Origin of the sequence: Sorangium sp. So ce117 (assembly GCF_051524395.1) — a bacterium.
Taxonomy (GTDB): Bacteria; Myxococcota_A; Polyangia; order Polyangiales; family Polyangiaceae; genus Sorangium; species Sorangium cellulosum_B.
This window is the reverse complement of record NZ_CP150309.1, coordinates 10,688,718-10,714,903: the sequence shown is the minus strand read 5'-3', so window position 1 is coordinate 10,714,903 and position 26,186 is coordinate 10,688,718. Positions and strand designations below refer to the sequence as shown.

The 26,186-nt window shown below is 67.3% G+C and carries 29 protein-coding genes and 2 pseudogenes; 21 read left to right on the top strand and 10 right to left on the bottom strand.

The window, feature by feature from the left end:
* The first annotated feature begins 29 nt into the window (after positions 1 to 29).
* Complete coding sequence (locus WMF46_RS40195) at positions 30 to 1,577, top strand: hypothetical protein (RefSeq protein ID WP_437982057.1); 1,548 nt, start codon at positions 30 to 32, stop codon at positions 1,575 to 1,577.
* A 128-nt stretch (positions 1,578 to 1,705) separates the two neighbouring features.
* Here the strand turns inward: WMF46_RS40195 and WMF46_RS40190 are convergent, their stop codons facing one another.
* The 4 genes from WMF46_RS40190 to WMF46_RS40175 form a co-directional block, all read right to left on the bottom strand.
* A complete protein-coding gene (locus WMF46_RS40190; protein WP_437982056.1) occupies positions 1,706 to 1,855 on the bottom strand; it encodes a hypothetical protein in 150 nt (49 codons plus the stop codon).
* A gap of 300 nt (positions 1,856 to 2,155) precedes the next feature.
* Positions 2,156 to 4,177: a DUF4365 domain-containing protein gene (locus WMF46_RS40185; RefSeq protein WP_437982055.1), complete on the bottom strand. Its 2,022-nt coding sequence runs from the start codon at positions 4,175 to 4,177 to the stop codon at positions 2,156 to 2,158.
* Positions 4,178 to 4,394: 217 nt separating this feature from the next.
* Positions 4,395 to 4,556 carry a hypothetical protein gene (locus WMF46_RS40180; RefSeq protein WP_437982054.1) on the bottom strand — a complete coding sequence of 54 codons (162 nt, stop codon included), beginning with the start codon at positions 4,554 to 4,556 and terminating at the stop codon, positions 4,395 to 4,397.
* Positions 4,557 to 4,894: 338 nt separating this feature from the next.
* Positions 4,895 to 6,526 (bottom strand): serine/threonine-protein kinase, encoded by a 1,632-nt coding sequence (locus tag WMF46_RS40175; protein ID WP_437982053.1) that lies wholly within the window; start codon positions 6,524 to 6,526, stop codon positions 4,895 to 4,897.
* A gap of 250 nt (positions 6,527 to 6,776) precedes the next feature.
* Here WMF46_RS40175 and WMF46_RS40170 point away from each other — a divergent pair, with 250 nt between their 5' ends.
* The 5 genes from WMF46_RS40170 to WMF46_RS40150 all read left to right on the top strand — a co-directional run bounded on the left by WMF46_RS40170 (position 6,777) and on the right by WMF46_RS40150 (position 12,372).
* The gene (locus tag WMF46_RS40170) at positions 6,777 to 7,379 is read left to right on the top strand and encodes a hypothetical protein (RefSeq protein ID WP_437982052.1); all 603 of its coding nucleotides are present in this window, start codon (positions 6,777 to 6,779) and stop codon (positions 7,377 to 7,379) included.
* A gap of 357 nt (positions 7,380 to 7,736) precedes the next feature.
* Positions 7,737 to 8,360, top strand: coding sequence for a hypothetical protein (locus tag WMF46_RS40165; RefSeq protein ID WP_437982051.1), 624 nt, complete (start codon positions 7,737 to 7,739; stop codon positions 8,358 to 8,360).
* Positions 8,361 to 8,479: 119 nt separating this feature from the next.
* The gene (locus tag WMF46_RS40160; RefSeq protein WP_437982050.1) at positions 8,480 to 9,835 is read left to right on the top strand and encodes a DDE-type integrase/transposase/recombinase; all 1,356 of its coding nucleotides are present in this window, start codon (positions 8,480 to 8,482) and stop codon (positions 9,833 to 9,835) included.
* Positions 9,832 to 10,647, top strand: coding sequence for an ExeA family protein (locus tag WMF46_RS40155; protein ID WP_437982049.1), 816 nt, complete (start codon positions 9,832 to 9,834; stop codon positions 10,645 to 10,647). The genes WMF46_RS40160 and WMF46_RS40155 overlap by 4 nt, the downstream gene beginning before the upstream one ends.
* A 1,098-nt stretch (positions 10,648 to 11,745) precedes the next feature.
* The gene (locus WMF46_RS40150) at positions 11,746 to 12,372 is read left to right on the top strand and encodes a JAB domain-containing protein (protein WP_437764104.1); all 627 of its coding nucleotides are present in this window, start codon (positions 11,746 to 11,748) and stop codon (positions 12,370 to 12,372) included.
* 308 nt (positions 12,373 to 12,680) lie between these two features.
* Here WMF46_RS40150 and WMF46_RS40145 read toward each other — a convergent pair whose 3' ends face one another.
* Positions 12,681 to 13,136 carry a type II toxin-antitoxin system VapC family toxin gene (locus WMF46_RS40145; RefSeq protein ID WP_437982048.1) on the bottom strand — a complete coding sequence of 152 codons (456 nt, stop codon included), beginning with the start codon at positions 13,134 to 13,136 and terminating at the stop codon, positions 12,681 to 12,683.
* A 44-nt stretch (positions 13,137 to 13,180) separates the two neighbouring features.
* On the opposite strand from WMF46_RS40145, the gene WMF46_RS40140 reads away from it, so the two are divergent.
* From WMF46_RS40140 to WMF46_RS40120, 5 genes are all read left to right on the top strand, one after another.
* Positions 13,181 to 13,450, top strand: a complete 270-nt coding sequence (locus WMF46_RS40140; protein WP_437982047.1) for a hypothetical protein — start codon at positions 13,181 to 13,183, stop codon at positions 13,448 to 13,450.
* On the top strand, positions 13,447 to 13,677 hold the full coding sequence (locus tag WMF46_RS40135) for a hypothetical protein (RefSeq protein WP_437982046.1): 231 nt from the start codon (positions 13,447 to 13,449) through the stop codon (positions 13,675 to 13,677). The genes WMF46_RS40140 and WMF46_RS40135 overlap by 4 nt, the downstream gene beginning before the upstream one ends.
* Before the next feature lie 136 nt (positions 13,678 to 13,813).
* Positions 13,814 to 14,038: an addiction module protein gene (locus tag WMF46_RS40130; protein ID WP_437982045.1), complete on the top strand. Its 225-nt coding sequence runs from the start codon at positions 13,814 to 13,816 to the stop codon at positions 14,036 to 14,038.
* 275 nt (positions 14,039 to 14,313) lie between these two features.
* Positions 14,314 to 14,502 carry a hypothetical protein gene (locus WMF46_RS40125; protein WP_437982044.1) on the top strand — a complete coding sequence of 63 codons (189 nt, stop codon included), beginning with the start codon at positions 14,314 to 14,316 and terminating at the stop codon, positions 14,500 to 14,502.
* Entirely contained in the window at positions 14,477 to 14,908 is a 432-nt protein-coding gene (locus tag WMF46_RS40120) for a hypothetical protein (protein ID WP_437982043.1), read from the top strand. Before WMF46_RS40125 ends, WMF46_RS40120 begins: the two co-directional genes overlap by 26 nt.
* Positions 14,909 to 15,128: 220 nt before the next feature.
* On the opposite strand, the gene WMF46_RS40115 is transcribed toward WMF46_RS40120, so the two are convergent.
* Entirely contained in the window at positions 15,129 to 15,833 is a 705-nt protein-coding gene (locus WMF46_RS40115; protein ID WP_437982042.1) for an NADPH-dependent F420 reductase, read from the bottom strand.
* Between the two features lie 428 nt (positions 15,834 to 16,261).
* Positions 16,262 to 16,507: pseudogene (locus WMF46_RS40110) on the bottom strand (SDR family oxidoreductase); the annotation flags it as partial.
* Between WMF46_RS40110 and WMF46_RS40105 the strand changes: the two are divergent.
* The 4 genes and pseudogenes from WMF46_RS40105 to WMF46_RS40090 all read left to right on the top strand — a co-directional run.
* Entirely contained in the window at positions 16,415 to 16,717 is a 303-nt protein-coding gene (locus WMF46_RS40105; protein ID WP_437987992.1) for an addiction module protein, read from the top strand. The pseudogene WMF46_RS40110 and the gene WMF46_RS40105 sit on opposite strands and share 93 nt — an antisense overlap.
* A gap of 267 nt (positions 16,718 to 16,984) precedes the next feature.
* Positions 16,985 to 17,236 (top strand): hypothetical protein, encoded by a 252-nt coding sequence (locus WMF46_RS40100; RefSeq protein WP_437982041.1) that lies wholly within the window; start codon positions 16,985 to 16,987, stop codon positions 17,234 to 17,236.
* Between the two features lie 52 nt (positions 17,237 to 17,288).
* Positions 17,289 to 17,846 carry a hypothetical protein gene (locus WMF46_RS40095; RefSeq protein ID WP_437982040.1) on the top strand — a complete coding sequence of 186 codons (558 nt, stop codon included), beginning with the start codon at positions 17,289 to 17,291 and terminating at the stop codon, positions 17,844 to 17,846.
* 20 nt (positions 17,847 to 17,866) lie between these two features.
* Positions 17,867 to 17,998 (top strand): annotated as a pseudogene (locus tag WMF46_RS40090) (JAB domain-containing protein); the annotation flags it as partial.
* Between the two features lie 191 nt (positions 17,999 to 18,189).
* Here WMF46_RS40090 and WMF46_RS40085 read toward each other — a convergent pair.
* Positions 18,190 to 18,996 (bottom strand): SDR family oxidoreductase, encoded by an 807-nt coding sequence (locus WMF46_RS40085; RefSeq protein ID WP_437987991.1) that lies wholly within the window; start codon positions 18,994 to 18,996, stop codon positions 18,190 to 18,192.
* A gap of 147 nt (positions 18,997 to 19,143) precedes the next feature.
* Here WMF46_RS40085 and WMF46_RS40080 point away from each other — a divergent pair, with 147 nt between their 5' ends.
* From WMF46_RS40080 to WMF46_RS40055, 6 genes are all read left to right on the top strand, one after another.
* Positions 19,144 to 19,563, top strand: a complete 420-nt coding sequence (locus WMF46_RS40080) for a winged helix-turn-helix transcriptional regulator (protein ID WP_437982039.1) — start codon at positions 19,144 to 19,146, stop codon at positions 19,561 to 19,563.
* A 96-nt stretch (positions 19,564 to 19,659) separates the two neighbouring features.
* Positions 19,660 to 20,280, top strand: coding sequence for a glutathione S-transferase family protein (locus WMF46_RS40075; RefSeq protein WP_437982038.1), 621 nt, complete (start codon positions 19,660 to 19,662; stop codon positions 20,278 to 20,280).
* A 179-nt stretch (positions 20,281 to 20,459) separates the two neighbouring features.
* On the top strand, positions 20,460 to 21,467 hold the full coding sequence (locus WMF46_RS40070) for a GlxA family transcriptional regulator (protein ID WP_437982037.1): 1,008 nt from the start codon (positions 20,460 to 20,462) through the stop codon (positions 21,465 to 21,467).
* Positions 21,468 to 21,548: 81 nt separating this feature from the next.
* Positions 21,549 to 22,184, top strand: a complete 636-nt coding sequence (locus tag WMF46_RS40065) for an HD domain-containing protein (protein WP_437982036.1) — start codon at positions 21,549 to 21,551, stop codon at positions 22,182 to 22,184.
* Positions 22,185 to 22,200: 16 nt separating this feature from the next.
* Entirely contained in the window at positions 22,201 to 22,986 is a 786-nt protein-coding gene (locus WMF46_RS40060; RefSeq protein ID WP_437982035.1) for an alpha/beta fold hydrolase, read from the top strand.
* A 381-nt stretch (positions 22,987 to 23,367) separates the two neighbouring features.
* Positions 23,368 to 24,591: an MFS transporter gene (locus WMF46_RS40055; protein WP_437982034.1), complete on the top strand. Its 1,224-nt coding sequence runs from the start codon at positions 23,368 to 23,370 to the stop codon at positions 24,589 to 24,591.
* 9 nt (positions 24,592 to 24,600) lie between these two features.
* On the opposite strand, the gene WMF46_RS40050 is transcribed toward WMF46_RS40055, so the two are convergent.
* Positions 24,601 to 25,398: an alpha/beta fold hydrolase gene (locus WMF46_RS40050; protein ID WP_437982033.1), complete on the bottom strand. Its 798-nt coding sequence runs from the start codon at positions 25,396 to 25,398 to the stop codon at positions 24,601 to 24,603.
* A gap of 76 nt (positions 25,399 to 25,474) precedes the next feature.
* On the bottom strand, positions 25,475 to 26,071 hold the full coding sequence (locus WMF46_RS40045) for a dihydrofolate reductase family protein (protein ID WP_437982032.1): 597 nt from the start codon (positions 26,069 to 26,071) through the stop codon (positions 25,475 to 25,477).
* Positions 26,072 to 26,186: the final 115 nt, after the last annotated feature.

Below are 26,186 nucleotides of genomic sequence, written 5' to 3'. Positions count from 1 at the left end.
CGCGCGACGTGCGGCGCCGAGAGAGGACCATGAAGACGACCCGAGCGACCTGTCCGCTTCTCGCACTGCTGTTCGTCGTGGCCGGTTGCGGCACCGCACCGACCGCGAGCGACGCCGGCGGAGCACCGTGCGACGGCTCCGCGGCGTGTCACGACGAGGCGCCGCCGGAGTCCGTCTGTCTCGAGCGCCTCGCCGCCGATGAGCTGGTGGACGGCTGCGGCGTGTTCGTGACCAACGAATTCGGAGGCGGTGACGACGCGAACCCCGGCACGACGAAAGACAAGCCGGTGCGCACGCTCCAGCGCGCTGTCGAGCTCGCGCGCACCGGGCGCGGGCGCGTGTTCGTCTGTGCCGACGGGTTTCATGGTCCGCTGGTGCTGCCCTCCGGGGTCGATCTCCTCGGAGGGTTTCATTGCTTCCAGTGGCACCGTCAGACAGGGAGCAGGTCCCAGCTTTATGTCACCGACAAGCCGGTCTTTCCGCTGACCGTCGTGCCGGCGACCGCCGAGGACACGGGCGCCGCGGACGGGGTATCGAGAATCGTCGACATGATCATGAGTTCATTTGGCCCGATCACGATGCTCGTCCAGTCGAACACCGAGGTCGAGATCCTCCGAGGCGGGTTTTACCCCGCGTATGGGTGGGGGGGCCATGATGGCGAGGACTTGCCCGAGCCGAGCCGTGCACCCGACGGCGCCGATGGGATGTACGGCGGCGACGCGTGCTCGGCGGAGACCGTGGCCGGCGGGGCTGCCGTGGTGAACCCGTGCGAGGGCGGGCTCCCGAGCGTCGGCGGCAAGGGCGGTGACGGATTGCCCGGCGGCGCGGAGGACGGGCGCGACGGTGAGCCGACCCCGACGCCGAACCCCAACAACTACGGACGGCGAGGGCTCGGGGACGTGGCCGACGTGAACTGCACGGACGGCGACTACGGGATCTACGGCGCGCGCGGTACGGTCGGCGCGCCCGGCCAGGGCATCGGGCACATCAGCGAGGCCGGCTGGGAAGCGGACTGGGCCGGCGACGGCGGCTGGGGCACGCCGGGCCAGGGCGGCGGCGGAGGCGGCGGCCGCAGGGGCGGGCTCGGCGTGTGCGGCGCGGCGTCCAAGGGGGGCGCCGGGGGAGGCTCGGGCGGGGCCGGCGGCTGCGGCGGACGAGGCGGCAAGGGGGGCGAGAACGGCGACCCGAGCATCGGCATCGTCGCGCTGCACGCCAAGGTGACCGTGCGCGACAGCGAGATCGAGACGTCCGACGGCGGCCAGGGCGGCGACGGCGGCGAGCCCCAGCGAAGCGGCCGAGGCGGCCGGGGCGCACCGGGCGGCGTGCTGGAGGACCGCTCGGCCTATTCCTGCAACGGGGGTCCCGGGGGCGACGGCGGCGAGGGCGGCTACGGCGGCCCGGGGCGCGGCGGCGACGCGATCGGCATCGCAACCCTCGACGAGGACCGGCTCACGGTGGAAGGCGTCACCTTCACGCTGGGGCTGCCGGGCAAGGGCGGCATCAGCTGGGACGACGAGGGCACGATGATCTCGGGCGAGGACGGCGTCGCTGTGGAGATGCTCCGGTTTCCTGAATAGCTGGATTGGAGCTCGCCCGGCGAACCGCGTCGGTGGAAGCCGGCGCGTCCACAGGCCCGGGTGCAGCGGCAGCCATCGGGGTGATCGGTCGAGCACCCCAGGCTTCCCCACTACCCGGGGCCGCCCCGTCAGCGGGGCGCGCCGGCGGGAGGCGTCGGCACCTCCTCGAACACCTCGGCGTCAGGCAAGGAGAGGACCGCTCGGCCGGCCGGCGCGAGCTGCGCTCTCGGCACGTCCCGGAAGCGCGCGCGGAAGGCGGCCGACGGGCGGAGGGTCATGGCCTGTTCGGTCGACCTGCGCCGCTAGGTGGTCTCGACGCCGGCCTCGCTCGCCTCGACGAGGCTGAGGTTGAGCGTCCCGAGGCTCGCGCCCGTGGCCGCGGCGGCGCCGTCCGCGATGCAGGAGAACTGCACGCTCCGCGGGCTGTGGTGGACGACCGACCGTGCCCGCCGCGATGGACCGAAGAAACGGCGGCGAGGAGCAACAACGCCGCGCAACTGCAGAGGTGGACGGCATCGGGGCCCCTTGCCCGCGTTCTCTTTTATGAGAGGGGCAGCGCGCCAGACACGATGGACCTCTCACTCGGCGCGTCGGGGTGTGCGATGCGAACAGCCGCTGCAATGATTGACCTTGAACGCGGCGATCACCGCGGACCAGTCCTTCGATGGAACTGCAGACTGACGCGAGAGAAGCGCGCAGCGCGCAACCCGCTCCGGACGCCATGCGTAGAGCGTCGCAGGGCTCGCCTCGTGCGAAGCGTCCTCCTTAATCTCGATATGACGACACCAGCTGAACTTCTCCCGAGCGATTGTCCGTTGGCACTCGGCGCCGTCCCGCACAACCGGCAGGCGCTCAGGCGGGACGCGCATCAAGTCGCACGAGTGCCGCGCAAACAGGTCGAGATCCTCATCGGTCATCTGTGCAAACACCACCTCAAACCCTTCGCGCTGAAGCTGCCGTATCTGTTCGAGCCGTTCACCGTGATAGCTATGCGAAATCATTTTTGCAGCAGATCGCTCGATGTCCGCGTAGCGTAGAGCTTCCGCGGTCTCACGGACGGTGGTGGCTAGCTCAACGGCTCTCGCGCGATCATCAGCAAGATCGGCAAGGTCGGCTTCTACCAAACGCGACCGCAGTTCGAGTTCTGGCTGATCGAAACGCACTGCAGTGGACTGGGTAGCGTGGAGCTGTTCGAAAAGTCGCTCTGGAACGGCTGGAACGTTGGTCTCCGTCATGACAGCAGCCATGATCAACTGGCTCAGGACGAAGGCCTCGCCCACGTCGCGCGTATGCAACGATTGGCAGAAGAGTGAAGCGTTCCCCGTATTGCGGATCGCATCCGTCAATTCGCGAACCTTCTGGCGCCATCGATCGAGGTTTTGAAGTTCCTCATCAATAATCTGATGGGGTGGTTTGTCGTATGCGTGGCGCCATATTCCAGGCTCCCGTGAATTAATAAGCGCCTGGGTTAGGGCCATGACACGGTCCTGAATTTCGTGGAATCCCATGAGGAGCCGAGCATGCTGACGAACCGCCTCTGGGACATCTGTCAGCGTGTCGATGCGGAGGAGCACGGCCTTCAGCTGCTCATGGTATCGCTCCTGTAGCTCCGTAGTGGCGGCCTCGCTTCGGAGTGTCCACAGTCGAAGAACGTCGTACTGAAGTTGGAGAACCTCAGGCGCATCGGCCCGCCAAGCTTCCGAACGATCTCGGAATATTTCCGCTGAGATCTCACCGAACACAAAGGCGACAACGTTCGTCAAGTACAATAGAAAATGTTGATCTTCGGATTTAAGCTGTAGCCGGCGGGCACGAGCAGCGCGAAGATTTGCGTCTGCGGTCAGGTAGTTTCCGTTCGAGAAGTGGGCATAACCAAGCACAAGGGAGAGTTTCGGAACATCTCTGTATCGCTGCGGTTGGAGAAGCGCTGCGATCTCCACCACTCGGGAGGCGAAGCCCCAGGAGACTAGGTTCATGCCGTCGCGAAGAAGTAGCTCCTCCGCCGCTTCGGGTCCTGTAATGCGCCCCGGCCCATCGCTTGCGTCGAATTCTATGCGCGTGCGACCATTCGGTAAAACGAATGCGAGCTCAGCGCGCAATCGTCTGTGGCGTTGAGCTTCGTTCAGTATGCGCTCGCGAATGACCGCGAGCGCCGCTTCGTCAATATTTGTGTGGAACCTGATCGTGACAGAATTCTTCGCTCGCCATGATTCGTCGAGGCTCGAGATCCGCACCTGCTCGTCCATGGCGAACGCAAAGAACAGGTCGCCCGTCTCGGGTCGGTACAGGATGTATATCGGGCATGATCCGTTTAAAATGTAGTTAAGGTTACTTGTCTCAATCGGCACCGAAAATGAGCCGTCCCTGTTTGGCTCCAGGCCTGAGCGAGCTTTGACTTGAACTTGCGAGCGGCAATTTGTTGCTCTTGAATTCGAGAGGACCTCAAGTGTTACGTCAACGCCAAAGTCATCGATGCGTTCGTCGCGCAATACGAACTCGTCGGGGCTCAGCGCTGCAGCGAGTGCCTGTAAACTCCGACGCTGGAGAACGGATTTCGAGTCTGCTTTCGGAAGGGGGCCTAGGCCGTCGTCATTCGTCACGTCAATGCACCTCCGTCTGCCACGAGACACGCTAAGCTGTGCCATTTTAATAATGGCCTGTGGCTCTGCCGCAGTGCGAAGTGCGGTCGGCAGCGACTGCCACATATTAGCGAAAATCACGAGAATGCGCCCAAGACGATGGATGACAGTGGAGAATTATCAATGGTCGCCATTGCGACCATCCAGTGCAACTATTGGCGTGTTCCGAAAAGAAACGTCACCGCGGCACGTAACCGGGCTTCGGCTTATTCAGCTCACGCTTGATTTCATCAAGTTCGCGCTTTTGTGCATCATATTTACGCGACAGATCGGCGACTTGCTTTTTGAGGTCATCGATCTCTCGGCGCAGATCATCAATTACCTTGCTCTGCTTGTCCATAGTAGCTCCTGTGTCGCACAGAAGCGCAGCGTCCGATTGTTCGTCGGCCTTGCGATATCGTGCGTGCGTACATTCAATTGTAATGGTGTTTTGCAAGAACAAGTGTAGGTTAGGATACGCGGTAGGCTGTTGTTGGGTCTGGCTGCACATCGACGGGCTCTGCGGAAATAAGCACTAGACGGTTAGGTGCGGCACGCATGAGGCTACGCTCGCGGGGATGACGGCATCCAAAATTGAGCGCAAATCCCTGTCCTCTGGCTGTCGCGTAGGCTTCAACCGTGGAGGAGTGGGCGAAGCGCGCGGCAGCAAGCCCTTGTTGAGCGGCAGGAACACTAGATCTACTCATACATTTCGGAAACCGGATGTATCGGAAGATCAAAGAGCTTTTTTAGCGAATCTTCGGTCACTGGGTCGCCGGCCTCGAAGGAGCGAATAAGTTGATCGATGATGCGATCGGCAGGTCCATGTCGGTTAGGCAGAAGTATGGGGTTGCATCGCGTGGCGATGAAAATAAAATATAGCCTAAGGGGACGTGTTCTCGCCTCGGCTGACTCGTCCAACTCGAACACTTCATCGTCGATCTTTGCGTATCCATCGGCAAGCTCGTCCAAAGAAATATTCTTGCCTCGAAACAGACCGAACGAATCCATTGATGCCTGAGCAGGAGCACTAGCCTGAAGAGGTGGGAACGGACGGGACTGAAGTAGCACGAAACAGTGATCGACGGACCCGAATCGACGGCCAACCCATGTCCGTTCTATATCTAGTTCAAAATCGTTGACGAGCCACGTTCCTTGAGGTGCCTTCTCAACGCGACGAACCTGAGCGTTGCTGTGACCTCTGGTCCACCAAAGATCGCAGGATACCGCTTCACGAAGACCAGCGACAACCCGATCCAATTCAGCTGGTAACGTCAATTCGACTACGCCGTGTTGGCCTGGAATCATCCGAGCTAGTATCTCTTCGAATTTGATAAGATTGTCTATGATAAGCTGTTCCTGTCTTCGCTCCTGAGCAGCCTTTGTCCGGCCTGACAGGTCATCCAGTAGCTCTTTGCCGCTTTGATAACGATCTTGTGGCCTCTGTTGCACGCAGCGGGCGACGATACCATCAAAAGACGCATACTTTGTATCGACATGAGCCAGTGGCGGGTGGCTCGCTCCGCGAATCACGTCTCCAGTCACCAACCAGTATACCATCTGCCCGACAGCGTAGATGTCCGATGCCGGAGTCGGGGTCACCTTAGAGTCAAGCTGCTCCGGCGCGGAGAACTTGTAATTCCCCATGCGGTTGTTCGCTCTGGTGAGCTTGGCACCCTGGAAGCGGGTCGGGTCGAACCAGGCGATCCCAAAGTCTGCGAGAGCGTAGCTCCCATCATCTCTTACGAGCACGTTCTCTGGTTTGAGATCCCGGTGAACAATGCCGTAGCCATGAATATGGTCGAGGGCCCGGCACGCAAAAGCTAGGAACTTAAGAAGTTCTTCGGGTGTAGCGCGCCTCCCCGCTTTGTAGAGGCCTGCAAGGCTAGTTTTGCACCTTTCCATGACGATCAACGGAAATTTTGCACCATCTTCGATGAGGATATGATCGAAATGATATAGGTGAATGAGTCCGCGGTGCCGTGGAATCCGAATTGGGCGTACAAACTCTCGTCTGAATCTCTCGTATTGTTGTGTTGGCTTGTCTTGCAGACGCTCCGTCAGAATCTTGGCTGCGGCAGGGCCTTCGAAATCCACGGCGTAGACGAGGCCGTTGCCTCCCTCTCCAAGCGGCGGCCACTCGATCATAAGGTCGCCAAGAGTGGTCGGCAGGCGTCTCTCGCGTTTCACCCAAGCTCGAAGAAGATCCTTATCGTCGGTGGGCCGCCCTGACTGCTGCTGAGGCGCACGAGCCTCACCTGAACGCTCCGCGGGTCGCACGAGATCCTGCACATGGCGTGCAAGATCAAGGAATCGCTTGCCGATGCTCACGCTCCGCCTCCCAACCGCATTGTGGCCTCCCTCAGCACCCCCGCCCACTCCGTCGTGTCGCCCCCACTCGTGGAAAGGTAGCGTATCCGACGGCTACCCTGCCTTGTCAAGGAGACCAGGGCAGGAGCGTGCGGGCTCCACACCGGACGACTCCGCGAAGGCTCTCGAAGCCCACCCTCCGAGCCGAGGATGTCGCCCTGCAATGGCCCGGCCAGCGGAGGACTGCCTCGCGGCGTACAAAGCGTGCGCCATGGAAGTGACGGCTTCCCTCGACACCCTCGACGACAAACTCTCCAAGGAAGATAAGTGGGTTTTCGTCGCGTACGACGAACTTGATACGCTGGTCCGGAACGATTGGCACGCCCTTGGGGTGCTCGTGCGTGGGCTCGTCAGCTTCTGGGCGTCGTATGCGCGGCGATGGCGGAGGCTTCGGCCGAAGGTCTTTCTTCGCTCCGACTTCTACAGGCATCATCGGGAAATCGCTGGAGCGGATGTCGCGAAGCTCGCGGCGAACCGTGTTGAGCTGCGCTGGAGCGACAAAAACCTATATGGCGCGCTCTGTAAGCATATCCTCAACAAGCGCGACGACAGCGGTCATGAGAGCCTCTATGAACACTTTAGAGGCGTCGTTTTGACTGACAGCGACCCCACACTTGGCCACATACCGCGACTCTCGGAGGCACGTGACGCAAAGCCCTTCGTCGATCGCTTGGTCTCGGAGTTTATGGGTCCTGACAAGAAGAAGGGGCTCGCCTTCACTTGGTTGCTTGACCACCTGCGTGACGGCAATGAGCGGGTATTACCGCGCCCTCTCATTGATGCGGCAGCGCATCGCATCGAGCATGCTGGTTGATGGTGAGGGGTTCTGCCCAACGAGGCTGGCCATCACGGAGAGTGCTCGCTCCGCGTACGCAGCCCGGGAGGACGACTCCGGAGCGCCGCGGCGCACGATGCATTACCTCCAGACTCTTAAGATTCTCATCTCTGTTCCCTCTGAGCACGGTTACGTCGGCTCAAAGAAGCCCTTCCTGCGCGGGCGCCCCACTTCCGTTCACCGGTCGAAAATTACCACCCCTCGTCGCTCCCACGCCTGCCTCACGACGGGGTAGGCCGGCCGCTGGAGCGGAGCAGCGGCGCGGTGCCGGCCACAAAATAGGCGACGAGGAGACCTGATCTTGGCGGACAGCCTCCTCGTCGTGCTCCGGTTCTTGTGCCCAGGAATCGAAGCGGTCGCAGTGTTATCCAGAGCGCCATCGACATCAAGCGCTGGCAGCAGCAGCCGCCCACGGTCGTCGAAGCGCGGCCTGCGCGCTGCCCCGTCTGCGGCGCTGCGAGTTGTCCGCTGGGCGGCGCGATCCGGCTCCAAGGCCACGGCAGGCGTGAGCGGCAGGTCTGGGGCCCCACCAGCCCGGACCAACCCCCCGAGGTGCTCTCGGTGACCGCCCGCCGCTACCGCTGCCTCGATTGCGGCGCTGTGCTCCTCGTCGTTCCTCGCGGAGTGCTCGGCCTTCGCGTGTACAGCGCCGCCGCGATCGGCTTCGCCCTCGCGCTCTGGGGCCTGGTGCTCGCGACGGCGGCCGAGGTCCGTCGGCGCGTGGGCCCGGCGAAGATCCTCGGCGACAGCGCCGTCGCCGGCTGGGCCACGCTGCGCCGGTGGGCGCGCGATGTCGCGCAGCGACGTCTGTTTTCGGATGCCCCCGACCCAGGCCCGTCCGCCTCGCTCCGAAAGAGCGCAGCCGCCGTCGCGACATCGCTCGCGGCAAGCGCGGACCCGACGACCCGGGCGCTGCCGCTCGAGCAGCGAGCCTTCTTCGGCGCCGCGCGTGCGGCGTGATGGTCTTTGCCCCCGAGGAGACCCCCTCGTACAGCCCACCTGAGAGGATCCCTGCCGAAAACGCCGTCGATCCCGGACAAGGACCGCGCGCCAGCAAGGCGCAGAAAGGACCTGTCCGAATGGCCCTCGGCCCCGCCGACCACGCCGAGACCGTCGCGCTCTATCGCGCCACGGTCATCGGCCCTCTCATGCACCGCGTGCTCACCCACGGCCAGCTCGCCGCCGCGCTGCGCACGCTCAGCGAGCAGCGGTTTCGACCGCCGGGCGCGCACAGCACGCGCACCTACTCGGTGCCCACGCTCGAGCGCTGGCTGTATGCGTATCGCTCCGCTGGCCTCGACGGCCTGCGCCCGCAGCCGCGCAGCGATCGCGGCTTCGCGCAGGACCTGTCGGAGGAGCTGCGCACGCTGCTGCTCGACATCCGGCGCGAGCATCCCTACGCCTCGGTGCCGCTCATCCTCAAGACGCTCGTCGACGAGGGGCGGCTCGAAGCAACCCAGGTCTCCGAGCCCACCGTACGCCGACTGTACGCGGCGCACGGCCTTCGCCGCCGCGCCGCGCGCGCCGAGGGAGAGCCGAAGACGCGGCTGCGCTGGCAAGCCGAGCGCCCCGGCGCGCTCTGGCACGGCGACGTCTGCCACGTGACTGGCTGCACCGTCGGTGGCAAAGCGATGCCGCTCCGCATCCACGGGCTGCTTGACGACGCCTCTCGTTACGTCGTGGCGCTCGAGGCGCACACGACGGAGAAGGAGGTCGACATGCTCGCCATGACCGTCGACGCCCTGCGCCGCCACGGCAAGCCCGACGCGCTCTATCTCGACAACGGCTCCACTTACCGCGGCGACGTCCTCAAAACCGCGTGCGCCCGGCTCGGCATCGCCCTCCTGCACGCCAAACCGTACGACCCAGAGGCGCGTGGCAAGATGGAGCGTTTCTGGCGCACGCTGCGCGAAGGGTGCCTTACGTACCTCGGCGCCGTGGCGTCGCTCGTGGACATCAACACGACGCTCCGCGCCTTCCTCGACAGGCGTTACCACCCGGCGCCGCACGCTGGCCTGCTCGGCCAGACCCCAGCGAAGGTCTATGCGGCCCGCCCGGCCGCCGAGGGCGGCGTCGACGAAAAGGCGCTGCGCGTCGCGCTCACCGAGCGCACCCGGCGCCGCGTCTCGGGCGACAACATCGTCTCTGTCGACGGCGTCGCCTGGCAGCTCGATCAAGGCTACCTCGCTGGCCAGATCGTCTCCGTCGCCCGGTGCTTCGTCGCGCCCGACGAGCCGCCGTGGGTCGAGCACGAGGGCAAGCGCCTGGTGCTGCATCCGGTCGACCCGCAGCGCAACGCGCGGCGCAAGCGGCTGCCGTGCGGCGGGCCTGCGGTGGACAAGCCGACACGCCCGGTGGACTTCAACCCCGCGTGGACTCTCGGCCGCTCGACGGGCACTGGTGCCGACACGAGCGAGCGCGGAGGTGAGACGTGAGCGAGTCCTACGTCCGCTTCTTCACCCTCTCCGCCGCACCCTTCTCCAAGGAGATCCAGGACGGCGACCTGTGGCTGCCGCCCTCCAAGGAGCAGCTCGTCGAGGAGGTGTGCGAGGCCGTGCACGAGCACGCCCAAGTGCTGCTGGTCGGCGAGCCCGGTGCCGGAAAGACGTGTGTGCTGCGGGCAGTGCGTCATCGATTGCCGCAGGCAGGCTTCCGGCTGACCTACTGCCACAACGCCACGCTGGGTCGCCGCGACTTCTATCGCCAGCTCTGCCATGCCCTCGGCCTCAACCCCGCTGCGACCGCGGCGGCCGTATTCTACGCTGTCAGCGCGCATATCGAGACCCTCGGCCGCGAGCGCATCCACCCGGTTTTCCTGCTGGATGAAGCGCACCTGCTCCACCAAGACACGCTCGATCATCTCCACATCTTGTTGAACTACGAATGGGACAGCCGCGCCCTGTTGTCGCTGATCCTGGTAGGGCTCTCTGACCTCCAAGACCGGCTTGAGCTGCGCAAAAACCGCTCGCTATATTCCCGCATCGAGCGCCGTCTGTCCATTGGTGCGATGGTCCCCGACGATACCGGAGAGTACGTGCGGCTCCGGATGAGCCGCGCCGGCGCCGATCGCGATGTCTTCACCTCGGACGCTCTGACGCTGCTCCACGAGGCGGCTGGCTCGAGTCTGCGCGAGATCGACCGCATGGCCACCGCCGCGCTGCGCGAGGCGGCGCGACGGAAGAAGAAGCTCGTCGAGCGTGACGTGATGGCGCGCATCGTCGGCGACCTGGGGACGGACGGCAGCTGACGCTGACCGACACGACGGGCGCCCCCTCGGCGCTGGCGAAGGGACACCTCGCCGGCGCCGACGGCCACCAACCATGATGGCCATTGCGAGCTGCCCTGCGGCGCGCGTCCGAACGATGGCCATCGCTCTCCTTGACCGCAACCGCGCACGCCCGCGATGACCATCAAGCGGCCTGCTCGGCGGACCATCAGCCAGCCTGAGCGTCAACAGCGGGCCATGCCTCGTACGCTCGTTTGGCTAATCGAGTTTGCAGCGGAGAAGGAGCGCCAGGATCCACGCGCGACCGGAGGCCATCTCCTCCATCACGTCAACGTGCGGAAGGCCCTCGATGACGTGTCCCGGCAATATTACCTTCAAGCGGTCAGCAACGAGTTCCGTTGGCTGTCAGGTCTCGGCGATCGACTGCAGCGGAATCGGAAGGTACCCTGGGATCGAGCGCAACTCCGAAAGCTGGTGGCGTATAAATTCGATGAAAGTTGGGGAGACTCGAGCGAAGAGATCCGTCCTCCTGGGCTATCGCCGGAGGAAGTGATCGAGAATCTGGTAGAACTCGGTGTCCTCCGCGCTCGGACGGGCAATAGCTTCGACGTGCCTGATCTGTACCTTGCCGGTCTGGGCCTCGTTCGACGCGGTGGTGTGGCCAGGGAGTAGCCCAGCCAAGGCCCCCACCATCTCCAGGACTGCGTCGGCCAACTAGTCGGGCTGCGGATTCCCGTTCCGCGCAACGCGGCGCGCGCCGCGACCACCCAGGCCGGATCGCCGAGCGGATCCTCTCGTCGAGCCGAGGGCAAACATTATGAGTGGCTGCCAGTGATGGTTTGGCAGATTACGTTGGCCATTGGCCGACGACGGGCCACGACGCGGGATCGATGGAGCCCGAAGGGTGCCGTCGAGTGCCGATCGATTGAAGCAGGCCGCCCGGCCCTCCGCAGAACAGCGCCAGGGCCCGCTGCGCGACATCCTCTCGCTCGCCGCCACCGGCCTTTCCTCGCACGAGATCGCCGCCTCCCTCTCGCTCCCGCGCCCCACGGTTGCCACCCGCCTCCGCCTCTTCGCCCGTGCCCTCACCCGCTCTCGGAGGTGGCCCCGATGAGCCCGATGAGCCGCGCCCCCGTCGACGCCCCCGCCGAGACGGCGGCCGAGCTGCCGACCGCGACCGAGGCCGCCCTGCTCGAGATGGTGCTCGGCCTGCCCGGCGTCGGCCCGCGCATCCTCGGCACGGCCGCTCTCCCCTCGCTCGGTCGCCTCTCGCCCGCGGCGCTCGCCGAGCGCACCCAGATCGCCCTCTTCGACGCGACCCGGCTCGCCGCCGCCTTCGAGCTCGGCCGCCGCTACCACGCCGCCCGCGCGCGCCGGGGCGCGCTCCTCACCGACGCCGCCCGCGTGGCGCGGTACTTCGGCCCGAGGCTGGCGTCCCTGGTCCACGAGGAGCTCTGGATCGCAGCGCTCGACACCCACGGCCGCGTCCGCGAGACGCGCCTGCTCGCCCGCGGTTCCGACGACGCACTCCACGTCGGCCGCTCCACCGTCCTGCGCACGGCGCTGGACATGGCCGCTCACAGCTTCGTCCTGGCCCATAACCACCCGAGCGGCGACCCGACGCCGACCCGCGAGGACGAAGCGATGACCCTGGAGCTGCGCCACCTCTCCGCGGAGTTGCACGTCCCGCTCACCGCCCACGTCATCGTCACCCCCAGCGGCCGCTACGCCGCGGTTCACGAGTAGCCCTCGCGGCGCGCAACGTCCCTGCGCCCCTGCGGCTGCGCGCTGCGCCCCTGCGCATCCAGCCGCCGGCGCACCGCCCCGGCCGGCAGCTCCGCAGGCCTCCGGCAGCCGCACAACGAGCTGGAGCACGCAGAGTCAAAGGCGGTGGCTTGGTTCCCTCAACCTCGGTCGGGTCACTCGCCTCGTTCCCGGGGACCCGTCGCCTCTCACCACGAGCGGCGCGTCCGCGGGCGGGTCGAGCGCATTGTCCGGCAAGAAAGGCGTGGTCGCGCGGACAGAGCTCACGCCGGACGAAGCGCTGTCAGGGATCAAAGAGTGACTTCGGGTGGATCTGGAGGGATCACGATGCGCGGCGAGCTCGGAGCGGTAAGCCGGAGGAAGTCCGAGCCGTTGAACGTCACGAGCGCATCCGCGCCGGCATGCTCGGCAGCCACGAGGTGCAGGGCATCGAAGAGGACGCCGGAAGAGAGCAGGCGATCGGTGCACCGCTGCATCGCCTCGTCGTAAACGGCCGGATCCACAGGGCGGACGTCGTACACACTCCGGACCCGACGGACGACTTGCAACGCCTGCTCCGGGCTCGCTCGCGCCGGCTTCGGCAGGCGGGTGAGCACGGACCAGAGCTCCGCGAGGGCGTGCCAGGTGGCCAGGCCGCTCACCCGTCCCTCGGCCACCGCGTCGATCCAGACGACGGCGCGATCGTGGAGCGGATGCGCCCGGTGCAGTCCGGCGACGAGCACGCTCGTATCGAAGGCGAGCTTCACGAGTCTCCCTGGATCCGGTTCGCTCGTGCATCGCGATCGGGGCGATGGTCGAACACTTCGGCCGGCATGGTGGCGTCAGCGTCGACGAGCAGCAGGCCGTGCCGCTCGGTCAAGGTGACGCCCTCACGTCGAGCTGGATGGTCTGCAGCAGGGACGTCGCCGGCGGCCTCGTGCGCGACCAGCTCGATCACGCGAAGCCGATCGGTGACAGGGAGGGCGCGGATGGCGGCGACGATCTGCTCGACGGTCATGCCCAGCAGGATGCCATCCCCGCAGCTAGGAAAAAAGTCGAGGATCGGTTGCAGATGCATTGAACAGGCGGAACGAGCGCGGCCGCGTCCTCGGCGAGCAACGCCGCCACGTCGTCCAGGAGTTCCGCAACCACGGGCAACTCCTTGTGCAGCCGCCTATCTGCTCGGGCTTGAGCGGCGAGCTCGTCACGCCCAGCATGTTGGCCACCTCGCAGGTGCTCGGCGGCGTGGCCGGCCTGTTGGCAGCGGCAGAGGCGCTGGAGCCCGTGGAGCAACCGACGGTGGCTTGACTAGCCCGAGCTCGGTCAGGTCGCTCCGTGCCTGCGTCATGCCAGTCGACGTCGGCCATCGCCGTCGTCGCGGCATCTCCTCGCCGATGGGGAAGCGCGCCTGCGCAGCCTCCGAGCCGCGCGGTACAATCCCCCCGTGAACCTTTCCGAGCTGGAAGCCGAAGCCCTGAAGCTGCCCGTCGCGGAGCGCGCACGTCTCGCAGAGACGCTTCTGGAAAGCCTGGATGAGCTCTCCGAGGAGGAGCACAGGCGCCTCTGGACCGAGGAAGCGACGCGCCGGGACGCAGAGCTCGACGCAGATCCGTCCCGGGGGCGACCGGCCGAGGACGTCTTTCGTGACGCCCGCGCGCGGCTCCGGTGACGCTCCCGGTCATCGTTCACGACCGGGCTGAGGTCGAGCTGAACGAGGCCAACATCCGGCAGCGGCGGCTCAGGCTGGCGGATGGCGCCCCCGCCCCATCTGGTCCGTCCTGGTGGATGGCCATCGCGGAAGTCTCTGGTCACAACACCGGGCAGGATCCGCGCAATGAGGGCCGGCGAGACGTCTGGCGTCGCATGCCTGGCTGGAGTGCGGCACAGCCCGCCGCGATGCGAAGGCTCGTCCGTCGCATCCGTGCGTGATACGCTCCGCCCAAGATGGTCGATCCTGAAGCGGCACCTCCGTACAATGAGGACGGCGTCGACCTCACGCTCATCCGCTGGATGCTGAGCCTCACGCCAGCAGATCGGGTCGCCACCCTCCAGGCCCACATCGACTTCGTCACGCTCGCCCGCGAGAGCAGGCGCGCGCGAGAACCGCATGCCCGCTCCGACGAAGATCGCTGAACTCCTCGGGGCGCTCGCCCGGCATCGAGTCGACTTCATCGTCGTCGGTGGCGTCGCCGCCGTGATCCAGGGAGCCCCCGTCAACACGTTCGATCTGGACGTCGTACACGCTCGCACGCCGGACAATATCGAACGGCTGCTCGGCGCGCTGCGTGAGCTCGATGCCGTCTACCGGATAGATCTCCAGAGGAGGCTTTCACCAACCGCCTCTCATCTGGCCTCCACTGGGCACCAGCTGCTGGCGACCAACATGGGAACGCTGGACCTGCTGGGCACAATCGAGGAAGGAACATCGTACGACGAACTCTTGGCCGACAGCGAGGGGCTGGATCTCGGTGGGATCTCGATACGTGTCATCACGCTCGAACGGCTCATCGCGATCAAGGAGACGAACGATATCGAATGAGATCGAGTTCAGTCGCCGGCGAAAAGTCAAGGTCCGCGCCAGCGGAGAGGAGCTGGTTGTCAAGGCTCCGGAAGATACCATCCTCATTGCTATTGCTCTGAAGCCCAGCCGGTGAAGGCAGGCTCGGGAAGCTTCGCTGCATCAGCGACGCTTGGATCAATCTGAGGATACTGTGTCCTCGAGGCAGCCGCTGCGACCGACGATTCCGCTTGCGCTCGGATCAGCTCGTGCTCTGTGACGCGATGAGCGATCGCAGCCAGTCGTCCGAGGCCTTGCGGTACTCGGGGACGCGGCTCCGTTCGGCCGCGGCGAGCGCCTCCTTCAGCCGAGGCGCGTCGAGGTCGTGGATGTAGCAGGGGGTACCCGGCTGCTGGCGCCACGAGTCCTCGAGGCCGCCTGCGTCGACCGCATCGAAGCCGAGCTCGTCGACGAGGCGCATGACCTTCGCCCGCGCTTCCGGCGGATCCCCCGCGATCGGGAGCGCGACGCGCCCCGGCGTGCCCTTCGGCTTGCCCTTCGCGAGCAGGCTCTCGAAGTAGATGTTGTTGAACGCCTTGACCACCGGCCGCCCGATCTGCTCGGCGACCCACGCGCTCTCGACCTGACCCGCCTCGATGGCCGGGATGCTGCCGTCGCGGACCGGGTAGTAGTTGTTGGTGTCGATCACGACCACGTCGGCGGGCACGCCGGCGAAGAGATCCTTCGGCAGGTCCACGACTGCGCGCTGGGGGATCGTGACGACCACGATCTCGCCGCCGCGCGCGGCTTCCGCGGCCGAGACGGCGGTGGCCCCGGTCTCGGCGGCAAGCTCGCGGAGCGTGTCCGGCCCGCGCGAGTTCGCGATCACGACCTGGTGACCGAGCTTCCCCAACAGCTTCGCCAGCGACCCGCCGATCGAGCCGGCGCCGATGATTCCGATCTGCATTCGTCACTCCTTCGAGCCGAGCCGCCCGCGATCGAGCGCGGACGCCGGCGGTCCAGGTGCATCGTCTGACGCAGACGGGCGATCGCTCGCGCCGTTCACGTCGGGGATGGGCTGTACCACGACCAGCCGCCCTCGGCCCGCGCAGGAGAACGCTGCCCCCAGGACGAGCTTGCCCTCGCGGTATGACGACCTGGCCCCCAAGGTAGGGCGACCTCGTTCACGAGCAGCAAGGCGTCGTCCACGGCCAGCGCGACATCGTCCCGGGGATGGGATGAGGGAGCAGCAAGTTCAAACGTCCGCCCGCGCAACGCCTGAGTTGAGCCGTGCCGCGAAGCGGCGTCGGTTTGAACGATCTGTCAGCTATCACTCCATAGGTTGGCGGATGGTGGTTTTCCACTTGTTGTGCCGAGTGGGTCCGGTGTTTGCCGTCAAACGGTGGGCACAGTGCCCCCGTCGATCAGGTACTCGCTCCCATGGATGGACGCCGCCCTGTCGGAGGCAAGGAATGCGACGAGCTCCGCGACCTCTTCGGGCCATGCGGGACGCCCGATGGGGATACCACCGAGCGCGTTCATGATGCCCTGCCGGGCCGTGTCTTCATCCGTACCGGCGTCGTCGGCAAGGCGCTTCACCAGGGCCTCGGCTGCCGTCGTGCGGATCCATCCCGGGGCGAGCTGGAAGCCGAAGCCCTGAAGCTGCCCGTCGCGGAGCGCGCACGTCTGGCAGAGACGCTTCTGGCAAGCCTGGATGAGCTCTCCGAGGAGGAGCACAGGCGCCTCTGGACCGAAGAAGCGACGCGCCGGGACGCAGAGCTCGACGCAGATCCGTCCCGGGGGCGATCGGCCGAGGACGTCTTTCGTGACGCCCACGAGCGGCTTCGGTGACGCGTCGTTGAAGCGCTCGTCGGTGAGCATGTCGATTTCGTGATCATCGACGGGCTCGCAGGTAATTCAAAGCGGACTTCGAGCGACGCGTGCGCTCCTGCACGGCAGGACGATGGGAGGTCGGCTCCGCTGGATCTAGGAAGGAGCTTGGCTGTCGGTCGGGAGCGAGCGTGGGGCAAGGGAGGCCACCCCGCCGGAACGACAGCCTCGCGAGGGACCGGCGGCGAGCCCTTCCCGTGCGAGCGGTTTCTGCTAGACTCATGTTGTATGTCGATGGTCGACACCTCGCCGCAAGCGGACGCACGCTACCACGAGCTGCTCCGGCGCATGCCTCCGGAAAAGCGGCTCGAGGCTGCGATACGGCTGAGCCAGGCGGTCCGTGAGCTCGCCCTCGCGAGCATCCGTGCTCGTCACCCAGGGGCGGACGACCAGGAGCTTCGCGTCCGCCTTGCGGTGAGGCTGTACGGGCACGACTGCGCGCGCCGGCTGTTCGGTCACGTGCCGGCCGACGCCACGTGACGTCATGAGCAGCTCGACGGATGTCGTCTCCGCGCTCGACGTGGCGTTGCGCGTGGCCGCCGCGCTCGAGAGCCTTGGCTGCGAGTACTTCATCGGCGGCAGCCTCGCGAGCTCCCTCCAGGGTGAGCCGCGCGCGACGAACGATATCGATCTGGTCGTCGCGATGATGCCCCGCCATGTGCGCGCGTTCGCGGAGCTGCTCGGTCCGGACTTCGAGGTGGATCAAGAGGTGCTTCGCGACGCCCTGACCCGCGGAAGCTGCGCGAACATCTTCTACCTGCCGATGGTGACGAAGATCGATATCTTCGCTCTCGGGCCGAGCCCCTACGATGAGGTCGAGTTCAGTCGCCGGCGAAAAGTCAAGGTCCGCGCCAGCGGAGAGGAGCTGGTTGTCAAGGCTCCGGAAGATACCATCCTCCGGAAGCTGCTCTGGTACCGCGAAGGTGGTGAAGTCTCGTCCAAGCAATGGCGTGACATCGTCGAGGTGCTTCGAGTCAGCGGGGCCGAGATCAACGACCAATATCTCAGCATGTGGGCTGGGAAGCTTCGCGTCGATGACCTCCTCACCCGCGCGCAAGCTGAGGCCGCTGCGAAGCTCGGTTCGCAATAGCTTGCTTGAGAGATGGGCCTCGCACCCAGATTGCGCTGTTCGACGCGACCCGGCTCGCCGCCGCCTTCGAGCTCGGCCGCCGCCACCACGCCGCCCGCGCGCGTCGGGGCGCGCTCGTCACTGACGCCGCCAGCATGGCGCGTTACTTCGGCCTCGCGGCAAGCGGACGCACGCTACCACGAGCTGCTCCGGGGCGTGCCTCCGGAAAAGCGGATCGAGGCTGCTCCCTGAGCCCGCAGGCGCGCCGCTCGCGGGCACGACCCTCGGCCTGCACCCAGGCCCGATCGGGCTCAGCGGCTGTTCCGCGGGCGGGCGTTGTGCCGAGTGGGTCCGGTGTTTGCCGTCAAACGGTGGGCACAGTGCCCCCGTCGATCAGGTACTCGCTCCCATGGATGGACGCCGCCCTGTCGGAGGCAAGGAATGCGACGAGCTCCGCGACCTCTTCGGGCCATGCGGGACGCCCGATGGGGATACCACCGAGCGCGCTCATGATGCCCTGCCGGGCCGTGTCTTCGTCCGTACCGGCGTCGTCGGCAAGGCGCTTCACCAGGGCCTCGGCTGCCGTCGTGCGGATCCATCCCGGGGCGATCGAGTTCACGCGGACGCCCTTCGGCCCCAGCTCCTTGGAGAGCGCCTTGCTGTACGTGGACAACGCTGCTTTCGCCGACGCGTACGCGATCGTCGCGTCGTGGAGAGGGAGCCGGCGCTGGATGGACGAAACGTGGAGGACGACCCCCGCGCCTCGCGCGATCATGTGCGGGAGGAGCGCGCGATCGAGACGCACGGCGGCCATGAGGTTGAGCGACAGCTCGTCGTGCCAGATGTCCTCGGTGAGCGACGCGAAGCCGCCGCCCGGCGCAGAGGAGCCGCCGACGCTGTGGACCAGGATGTCAATCCCGCCAAGCTCGCCCAGGACCGCGCGGACGACGGCGTCCACCCCTGCCACCGTGGCGAGGTCGGCCTGTACGAAGACGTTCGGCGACTGGCCTGCCGGGAGCGCAGAGCGCGCCGTGGTCGCCGTCACGGCGCCCCCGGCGCCGAGGCGGCGGACGATGGCCTCGCCCGCCCCCTTGGTACCACCTGTGACGAGCACGCGTTTGCCGGCGAACTCCTCGGGATCGATCGAGAATCTTCGGGAGTAGGCAGGCATGGCATCGACGCTCCGCGCGTTCTGCGCGGCGACGTCCCCTGCGAGCGGTTCAGGTACTTTCATGGGCGGTGATTCCTCCTGAGGGACGATGACGCGCGGCCCGGCGCGTGGGCCCCCTCGCGCGCAAAGTTGGGCTAGGCTCACCGGGTGGCAAGAACGCACGAAAAGGTGGGGTACGCACCTGAAGGTGAGTACGACGAGCCGGCGACTCCCGAGATCGCCGCCGAGCGTGTCGAGCAGGCCCTCGAGCTCCTCAAGGGGCGCTGGAAGCTGGTGATCCTCTTCCGCCTCTTCGGAGGGAAGGTGCAGCGCTTCTCGGAGCTCGAGCGCGCCATCCCTGGCATCTCGCAGAAGATGCTGATCCAGCAGCTCCGGCAGATGGAGCGCGACGGGATGATCTGGCGCGTCACGCACCCCGAGGTGCCGCCCCGGGTCGAGTACGGGCTCACCGAGTGGGGACAAGCGCTCTGCCCGGCGCTGGACACGCTGCTGCGATGGGCAGCCAAGCGCGGCGCGTCCTCTCCCGTTTCCCCCAACCTCGGTCGGGTCACGGCGCCTCGGGCGTGACGTCCTTCAGGTGGAGCGCCGTCCACCGAGATCGAGCTCATGCGCGACGGACGAAGCCCCCTTGCGGCTCGCGCGCGGCGGGGCTCTGCTCGCCGCATGTCTGACCTCACATTCTATTACGCCCCCATGACGAGCGCAGACCGGGTGCACTGGGCGCTCGAGGAGCTCGGCGTCCCGTACGAGAAGGTCAAGCTCGACCTCGCGGCGGGAGATCAGCGCAAGCCCGAGTACCTCGCGCTCAACCCGAACGGCAAGGTCCCGCTGCTGGTCGTGGACGGAAAGCCCATCTTCGAGGGGCTCGCGATCCTGCTCTACCTCGGCGAGCGCTTCGGCGTGGACAAGGGCCTCTTCCCGCCGCTCAACGCCGATCGCGCCGAGGCGTTCAAGTGGATGGCCTGGGGCAACGTCACGCTGTTCGAGGCGACGACGCGGCTCCTGCGCAACACCCTGGACCGCTTCCCCGCCGACGAGCGCAACCCCAAGGTAGCCGAGGGCGCGAAGCAGGACCTCACGAACGGGATCGAGATCCTCGACCGCGCGCTCGAGGGCAAGGAGTACCTCGTGGGCAACCAGTTCTCGCTCGCCGACGTGTCGCTCGTGACGGCGCTGCCGTTCCTGGCCCGCTTCGGTGTGGACCTCTCGCCTTTCGCGAACGTGAACGCGTGGATCGCCCGCTGTATGAGCCGGCCTGCGGCCAAGCGGGTCAGGCCGGGCTGAAGTCTCCGCCCTCGCCCTGACTCCTGCGGAGATCACCAGGAAAGCCGGGCCGCCGATCAGCGCCCGGCCGGCGATGGGCACGGCGGGAGCGTCGCGGCGCGGGCGGCGGCGAGATCGCGCGCATTCCCGCTCTGCTGCGCTCCCGCCTGGCCCGCCTTGATCTATCTCCCTGTCCCCTCATGCCAGCGAGCTTCACCCAGCCCCGCCTCGTCGTCCTGCTCGCCTTCGAGGGCGTCGCGCTGCTCGATCTCGCCGGGCCTCTCGAGGCCTTCACCGTGGCGACCACCTTGCGCGCGCCGGGCGGGCCTCCGCCTTATCGCGCCATCGTCGCCTCGACGGCCGGCGGGCCGGCGCGCACCACGACCGGGCTCGCGGTCTGTGCCGAGCCGCTCGCGGCGCTCGACGGCGAGGCCATCGACACCCTGATCGTGCCGGGCAGCGGGCCGCCGGAGGCCCCGGCCGTGCCGCCTGATCTCGTCGCCTGGCTCGCCCGCCGCGCGCCGCGCGTGCGCCGCACCTGCGCCGTGTGCACGGGCGCCTTCCTCCTCGCCGCCGCGGGCCTGCTCGACGGTCGCCGCGCGGCGACCCACTGGCGCTCCGCGCCGCTCCTGGCGGAGCGCCACCCGCGCGTCCGCGTCGACGCGGACTCCGTCTACCTGCGCGACGGCTCGATCTGGACCTCGGCCGGCATCTCCGCCGGCATCGACCTCACCCTCGCGCTCATCGAGGAGGACCTCGGGCACCGCGCGGCGATGGCGGTCGCCCGGCAGCTCGTCGTGTTCCTCAAGCGGCCTGGCGGGCAGTCGCAGTTCAGCGCGCCGCTCGCGGCGCAGGCCGCCGAGGGCGGCACCTTCGCCGACCTGCATGCCTGGATGGCGGACCGCCTCGCCGGCGATCTGCGCGTCGAGCGCCTGGCCGCGCAGGCGCGGATGAGCCCGCGCACCTTCGCGTGCGCGTACACGGCCGCGCTCGGGCAGACGCCGGCGAAGGTGGTCGCGGCCATGCGCCTCGAGGCCGCCTGCCAGGCCGTCGCCGGCACGGACCTCCCGCTCAAGCGGATCGCCCACCAGTGCGGCTTCGGCGACGAGCAGAACCTGCGCCGCACCTTCCTGCGCCGGCTCGGCGTGGGACCGCTCGAGTACCGGGAGCGCTTCTCCGGGAACGCCCGCGCGCGTGGCAGGAAATGACGGCAGTTCGGCGGGGCGCCCCGCCAGCGAGCGCGCACCCTCCTGGAGCTTGGCCTTCGCCGGCAGACAGGAGCCCACGCCATGACCACAGAGATCGCCGGAATCCACGTCCCTGACACGCGCCTTGCCCATGACGCGACCGTGCTCGCGCGCGAGGTCTCGGCCCCTTACCTCTTCCACCACGTGATGCGCTCGTACTACTTCGGCGAGCTCGCGGCCCGGCAGCGCGGCATCGCCCTCGACCGCGAGCTGCTCTACCTCTCCGTGGTGCTTCACGACCTCGGCCTGACCGAGCGCTTCGCCGGCCCCGAGCGCTTCGAGGTCGACGGCGCCAACGCCGCCCGCGCCTTTCTCGTCGACCGCGGCCTGCCCCGGGAGAAGGCGTCCCTCGTGTGGGACGCCATCGCGCTGCACACCAGCCTGGGCATCGCCTCGCACAAGGAGCCGGAGGTCGCCGTCGCCCATCTCGGGATCGGGATCGATTACGGCGGCATGGGGCTGGACGCGCTGCCGCGCGGAGCGGTCGAGGAGATCCTGAGGGCCTATCCGCGGCTCGAGATGAAGCAGGAGTTGCGGCGCGCCCTCTGCGGCGTCGTGGAGCGGAAGCCACACACAACGGCCGGCAATTTCCTCTCGGACTACGGCCGCCGCTACGTGCCGGGTTTTCAGCCCTTCGACGCCAGCGCCCTTTTGGAGGGCGCCCCCTTCGACAGCTGAGCTGGGCGGAGCGCTCATGAAGATCACGGCGAACCGGATCCAGATCCATGTCCGGGAGCGAGGTGAGGGGGACATTGCCCTCGTCTTTCTCCATTACTGGGGCGGCTCATCGCGCACGTGGGCGGCGGTGGCCGAGGCCCTCTCCCCGAGGTGCCGCACGGTCGCGATCGACCAACGCGGCTGGGGCGACTCCGACGCACCGGAAGAGGGCTATCGCATCGGCGATCTGGCCGATGATGCGGAGGCCGTGATCCAGGTGCTCGGCCTCGAGCGCCACGTGCTGGTGGGCCACTCGATGGGCGGCAAGGTCGCGCAGCTGCTGGCGTCCCGCCGGCCTGCCGGACTGCGCGGGCTCGTCCTCGTCGCCCCTGCGCCGCCCACGCCGATGCCGCTCAGCGACGAGCAACGCGCGACCATGGCCCGCGCCTATGATTCGCCGGAGTCGGTCGGCTTTGTGCTCGATCATGTGCTGACCGCGCGTCCGCTGAGCGCCGCGCTGCGCCAGCAGGTGATCGAGGACAGCTTGCGCGGCGCGCCCGCCGCCAAGGCCGCCTGGCCGCACGTCGCGTCGCAGGAGGACATCTCCGCGGACGTTGCGTCGATCGACGCGCCGGCGCTGCTGATCGCCGGTGAGCTCGACAAGGTCGAGCGCCTCGACGTCCTGCGGCGCGAGGTGGTGCCGCGCATCGCCGGCGCAGGCCTGCGCGTCCTGCCCGGCACAGGGCACCTGTCGCCCCTCGAGGCGCCCCTCGCGCTCGCGTCCGCGCTGCGCGATTTCGTCACGGAGCTCGGATCCGCGTGAGCCGGAAGGCGCGAATCGCGGACGCTCGAAGAGACCCTCCGCGGCCGTCGTTTCACGCGCGGGCCTCCAGCCCTCGCCGATGCCCGTCGGCCCGAGCCCTCCCTCGATCGCCCTCTACATAAGACGCTTGTCCGTTATGACGGATGGGCTCTTGCTGCGCCAGCAGCGGGCGCGTGCTGCTCGTGTGCTGCTGGAGCAGCAGGCGGCGGGCCGCGGGCTGACGCCGGCCTCCTGCCGTGGCGCCAGGGGCGACGAGGCGGTCGCCATGGGCCTGCTCCGTCGCGGGAGCGTGGTTTGCAAGGCGCCCGCGCGGCAGCACCACCCGATTCGGCACGGCGGACGAACGCGCCGATCGACCGGCCGCTCGCCTCGGTTCGCGTGATGACACCTTCGCCGCCTCTCCCCCAGCGTTATCTCCTCGGCTTCATGGTGCTCGGCCTGCTCGCGGGCTCGAGCAACGGCGTGGCCAAGGTGGTCCTGCCGCTGTATGCCGCCTCGCTCCACGCCTCCCCCTGGCAGATCGGCCTTGTCGGCGGCCTGCAGTTCACCGGCATGCTGCTGCTCTCGATGCCGGTCGGAGGCTTGATCGACCGCCACGGCAGCCGGCCGCTGTTCCGTTTCGGCGGCCTCGCGGGCGCGGCGCTGTACCTGCTCGGCTTCACCCACATGGATCGGCCCTGGCAGCTCATCGCGGGCGTGGTCCTCTTCGGGCTGCTCAACCCGTTTCGCATGGTCGCGACCCAGACCGAGTTTCTTCACCTGCTTCCTCGCCTCGGCCCGCGCAAGGCAGGCTGGCAGCGCGCGTCCCACTCGCTCGGCATGTTCTTCGTGGGCCCGATGCTCGGCGCGCAGCTCCTCGGCCTGCTCGGCTACACCGGCGTGTTCGTTGTGACCGGGCTCGGGCTGCTGGCGACGGTCTTCGTCGGCGATCGCGTGCTCTCCGGGGCTCCTCCCGGCCGCGGGCGCTCGGCCACGCCGCTCCTCGATCGCTTGCGCGGACAGGTCGGGATCATCCTGTCTCGCCGCGAGCTGCGCCAGAGCATGCTCATCGAGCTGTGTGGTCAGATGGCGATGTCCTACTTCGCCGTGTTCGTTGTGTTGATCGGGATCCGCGAGTTTCACCTCTCCGTGCCCCAAGCCGCGACCCTCGTGACCCTCCAGGGCGCCGTGTTCGTGCTGACCTTGCTCCTCGCCGGCGGCGCCCTGTCGCCGCTGCGCGACGCTGCGCGTTACGCGATCGCCTTCTCGCTGCTGCTCGCGACCGAGCTCCTGCTCGCTTTCCCCCTCGGCGTCGCGTCGCTGTGGATCGGGGCGGTCTTGCTCGGGCTCGGGCTGGGCGTGCAGCACCTCACGAGCGTCAATCGCTTCGCGGCGCTCACCGCCGAGCTCGGCCGAGGCCGGGTGGGCGGTCTGTTCTCGCTCTCGGGACCGGCCGGGGGCCTGATCGGCGCGGTGGCGGGCGGCTCGCTCGGCCAGCGTTTCGGCCTGTTCAGCGGCTTTCGCGTGCTCGCGGCGCTCTATGCGGTGCTGATGGTGTGGCACGGGCGCGGCGTCCTGACCGAAAACGCCCAGCCCGTCGCGCTCGCCGAGGGCGAGCCGGAGTGACCGCAGCAGCTACGCCAGCTCACGCAAGAACGACAGGACCACCTCTCCCAGGCGCTCGGGTTGTTCAAAGGGAAGGCCGTGGCCGGCGTCCTGCACCTGTTCGATTCGCACGCGTGGGTTGAGGCTCCGCAGCTCCGCTGCCATCTCGAGCGTGACGACGGGGCTGTCGTCACCGATGACGAGCAGGCTCGGGACGTCAATCGCGCTCACCACGTCGCGGTACGCGGGGTTGGGCGGCGTGAGGACATCGAACGCGTCCATGCAGGTCTTCAGCCTCGCCTCGGCCTGGAGCTCGATGATCTCGGGCGAGCGATGCGGGTGTCGGGCTCGGGCCCGCTCAACGAGGTCCGACTTCTGCAAGCCGAGGACCTGGCGGTGTTGATCGGCGACGTCGCTGTCGCACACCTCGTGCTGGCGCTCGGGGTTCAAGAACGTCGGGTCGACAAGGATGAGGCCGCGGAGGACCCCCGCCCCTCGGCTCGCCACCACCGCGGCGGTCATGCCGCCCATCGAGTGGCCAAGCAGGACCGGACGAGAGAGCGAAAGGCCGCGGATGAGGCCCACGACGTCGCTCGCGTGATCGTCGTACCGGTATCCGTTGTGCGGCGCGCTCGAGCCGCCGTGCCCTCGGGCGTCGGGCATGATGACGTCGAACTCAGCTTCGAGCGCCCGCGCCAGGGGAGTCCAGCAAGCGCCGCTCCCCATCAATCCATGGAGCAGGACGACGGGATGCTTGCCGCCTCCAGTTCGGAGGTAGTGGATGGTGATGCCGTTCGTTTCGCAGACTCCGCTGATCCAGGTCGTCATGGTACTGTCCCTGCCCGCCGCAGCCTCGTAAATGTGATGTCTCCCGTCGCCCATTCGACAGCCCTCGCCAGCAGGACTACGCCTTGCGTACCGGGTAGCGTAGGTGTGTGACGCCGACGCCCGCGATCACCGTCGGGTTGCCAAGGACGGCTGGCGTGCGGGCGAGGTGGTCAAAGAGTCGAACTCCGGAGCCAAGAAGAACCGCCGCGATGTCGACGTGGATTTCGTCGAGGAGCCCAGCATTCAGGAGCTGCTGGATGGTGTCGGCGCCATGGACCCCGACGGACTTCCCGGCGGCGGCGGCTTTGGCCTGGCTCACGGCGCTCTCGATGCCGTCGGTCACGAAGTGGACAGTCGAGTTGGGTCGCGGCCATCCGGCGGGGATGTCGTGGGTGAGCACGAAAGCCGGTCCCCAAGCGTGATTTCCGCCCCAGCCCTGGGCGAAGTTGAACGTGCGTCGACCGGTGAGCATGGCACCGAGCTCGGACGTGAGACCGCGAAGGTGCTCGGCGCTCGGCCCGGACACCTTGAACGTCATGGGATCCGACCCTCCGGTGTGGATCTCGACGTCCCCCGAATTGGCGTACCAGTCGAACACCTCGGCCACGCCATCGTTGAGGTCGGCGACGTAGCCGTCGAGCGACATGGACATGATTGCGACGACCTTCGACATTGCGATGCTCCTCTGGAGGGTGGGGGCTGCGTTCAGGGGCCAGGAAAGAGTACCATGAACATCAACGCTGCGACGCATTGGAGAGCGGACGCGGCTTCCGCTGCGTGTGGGGTGC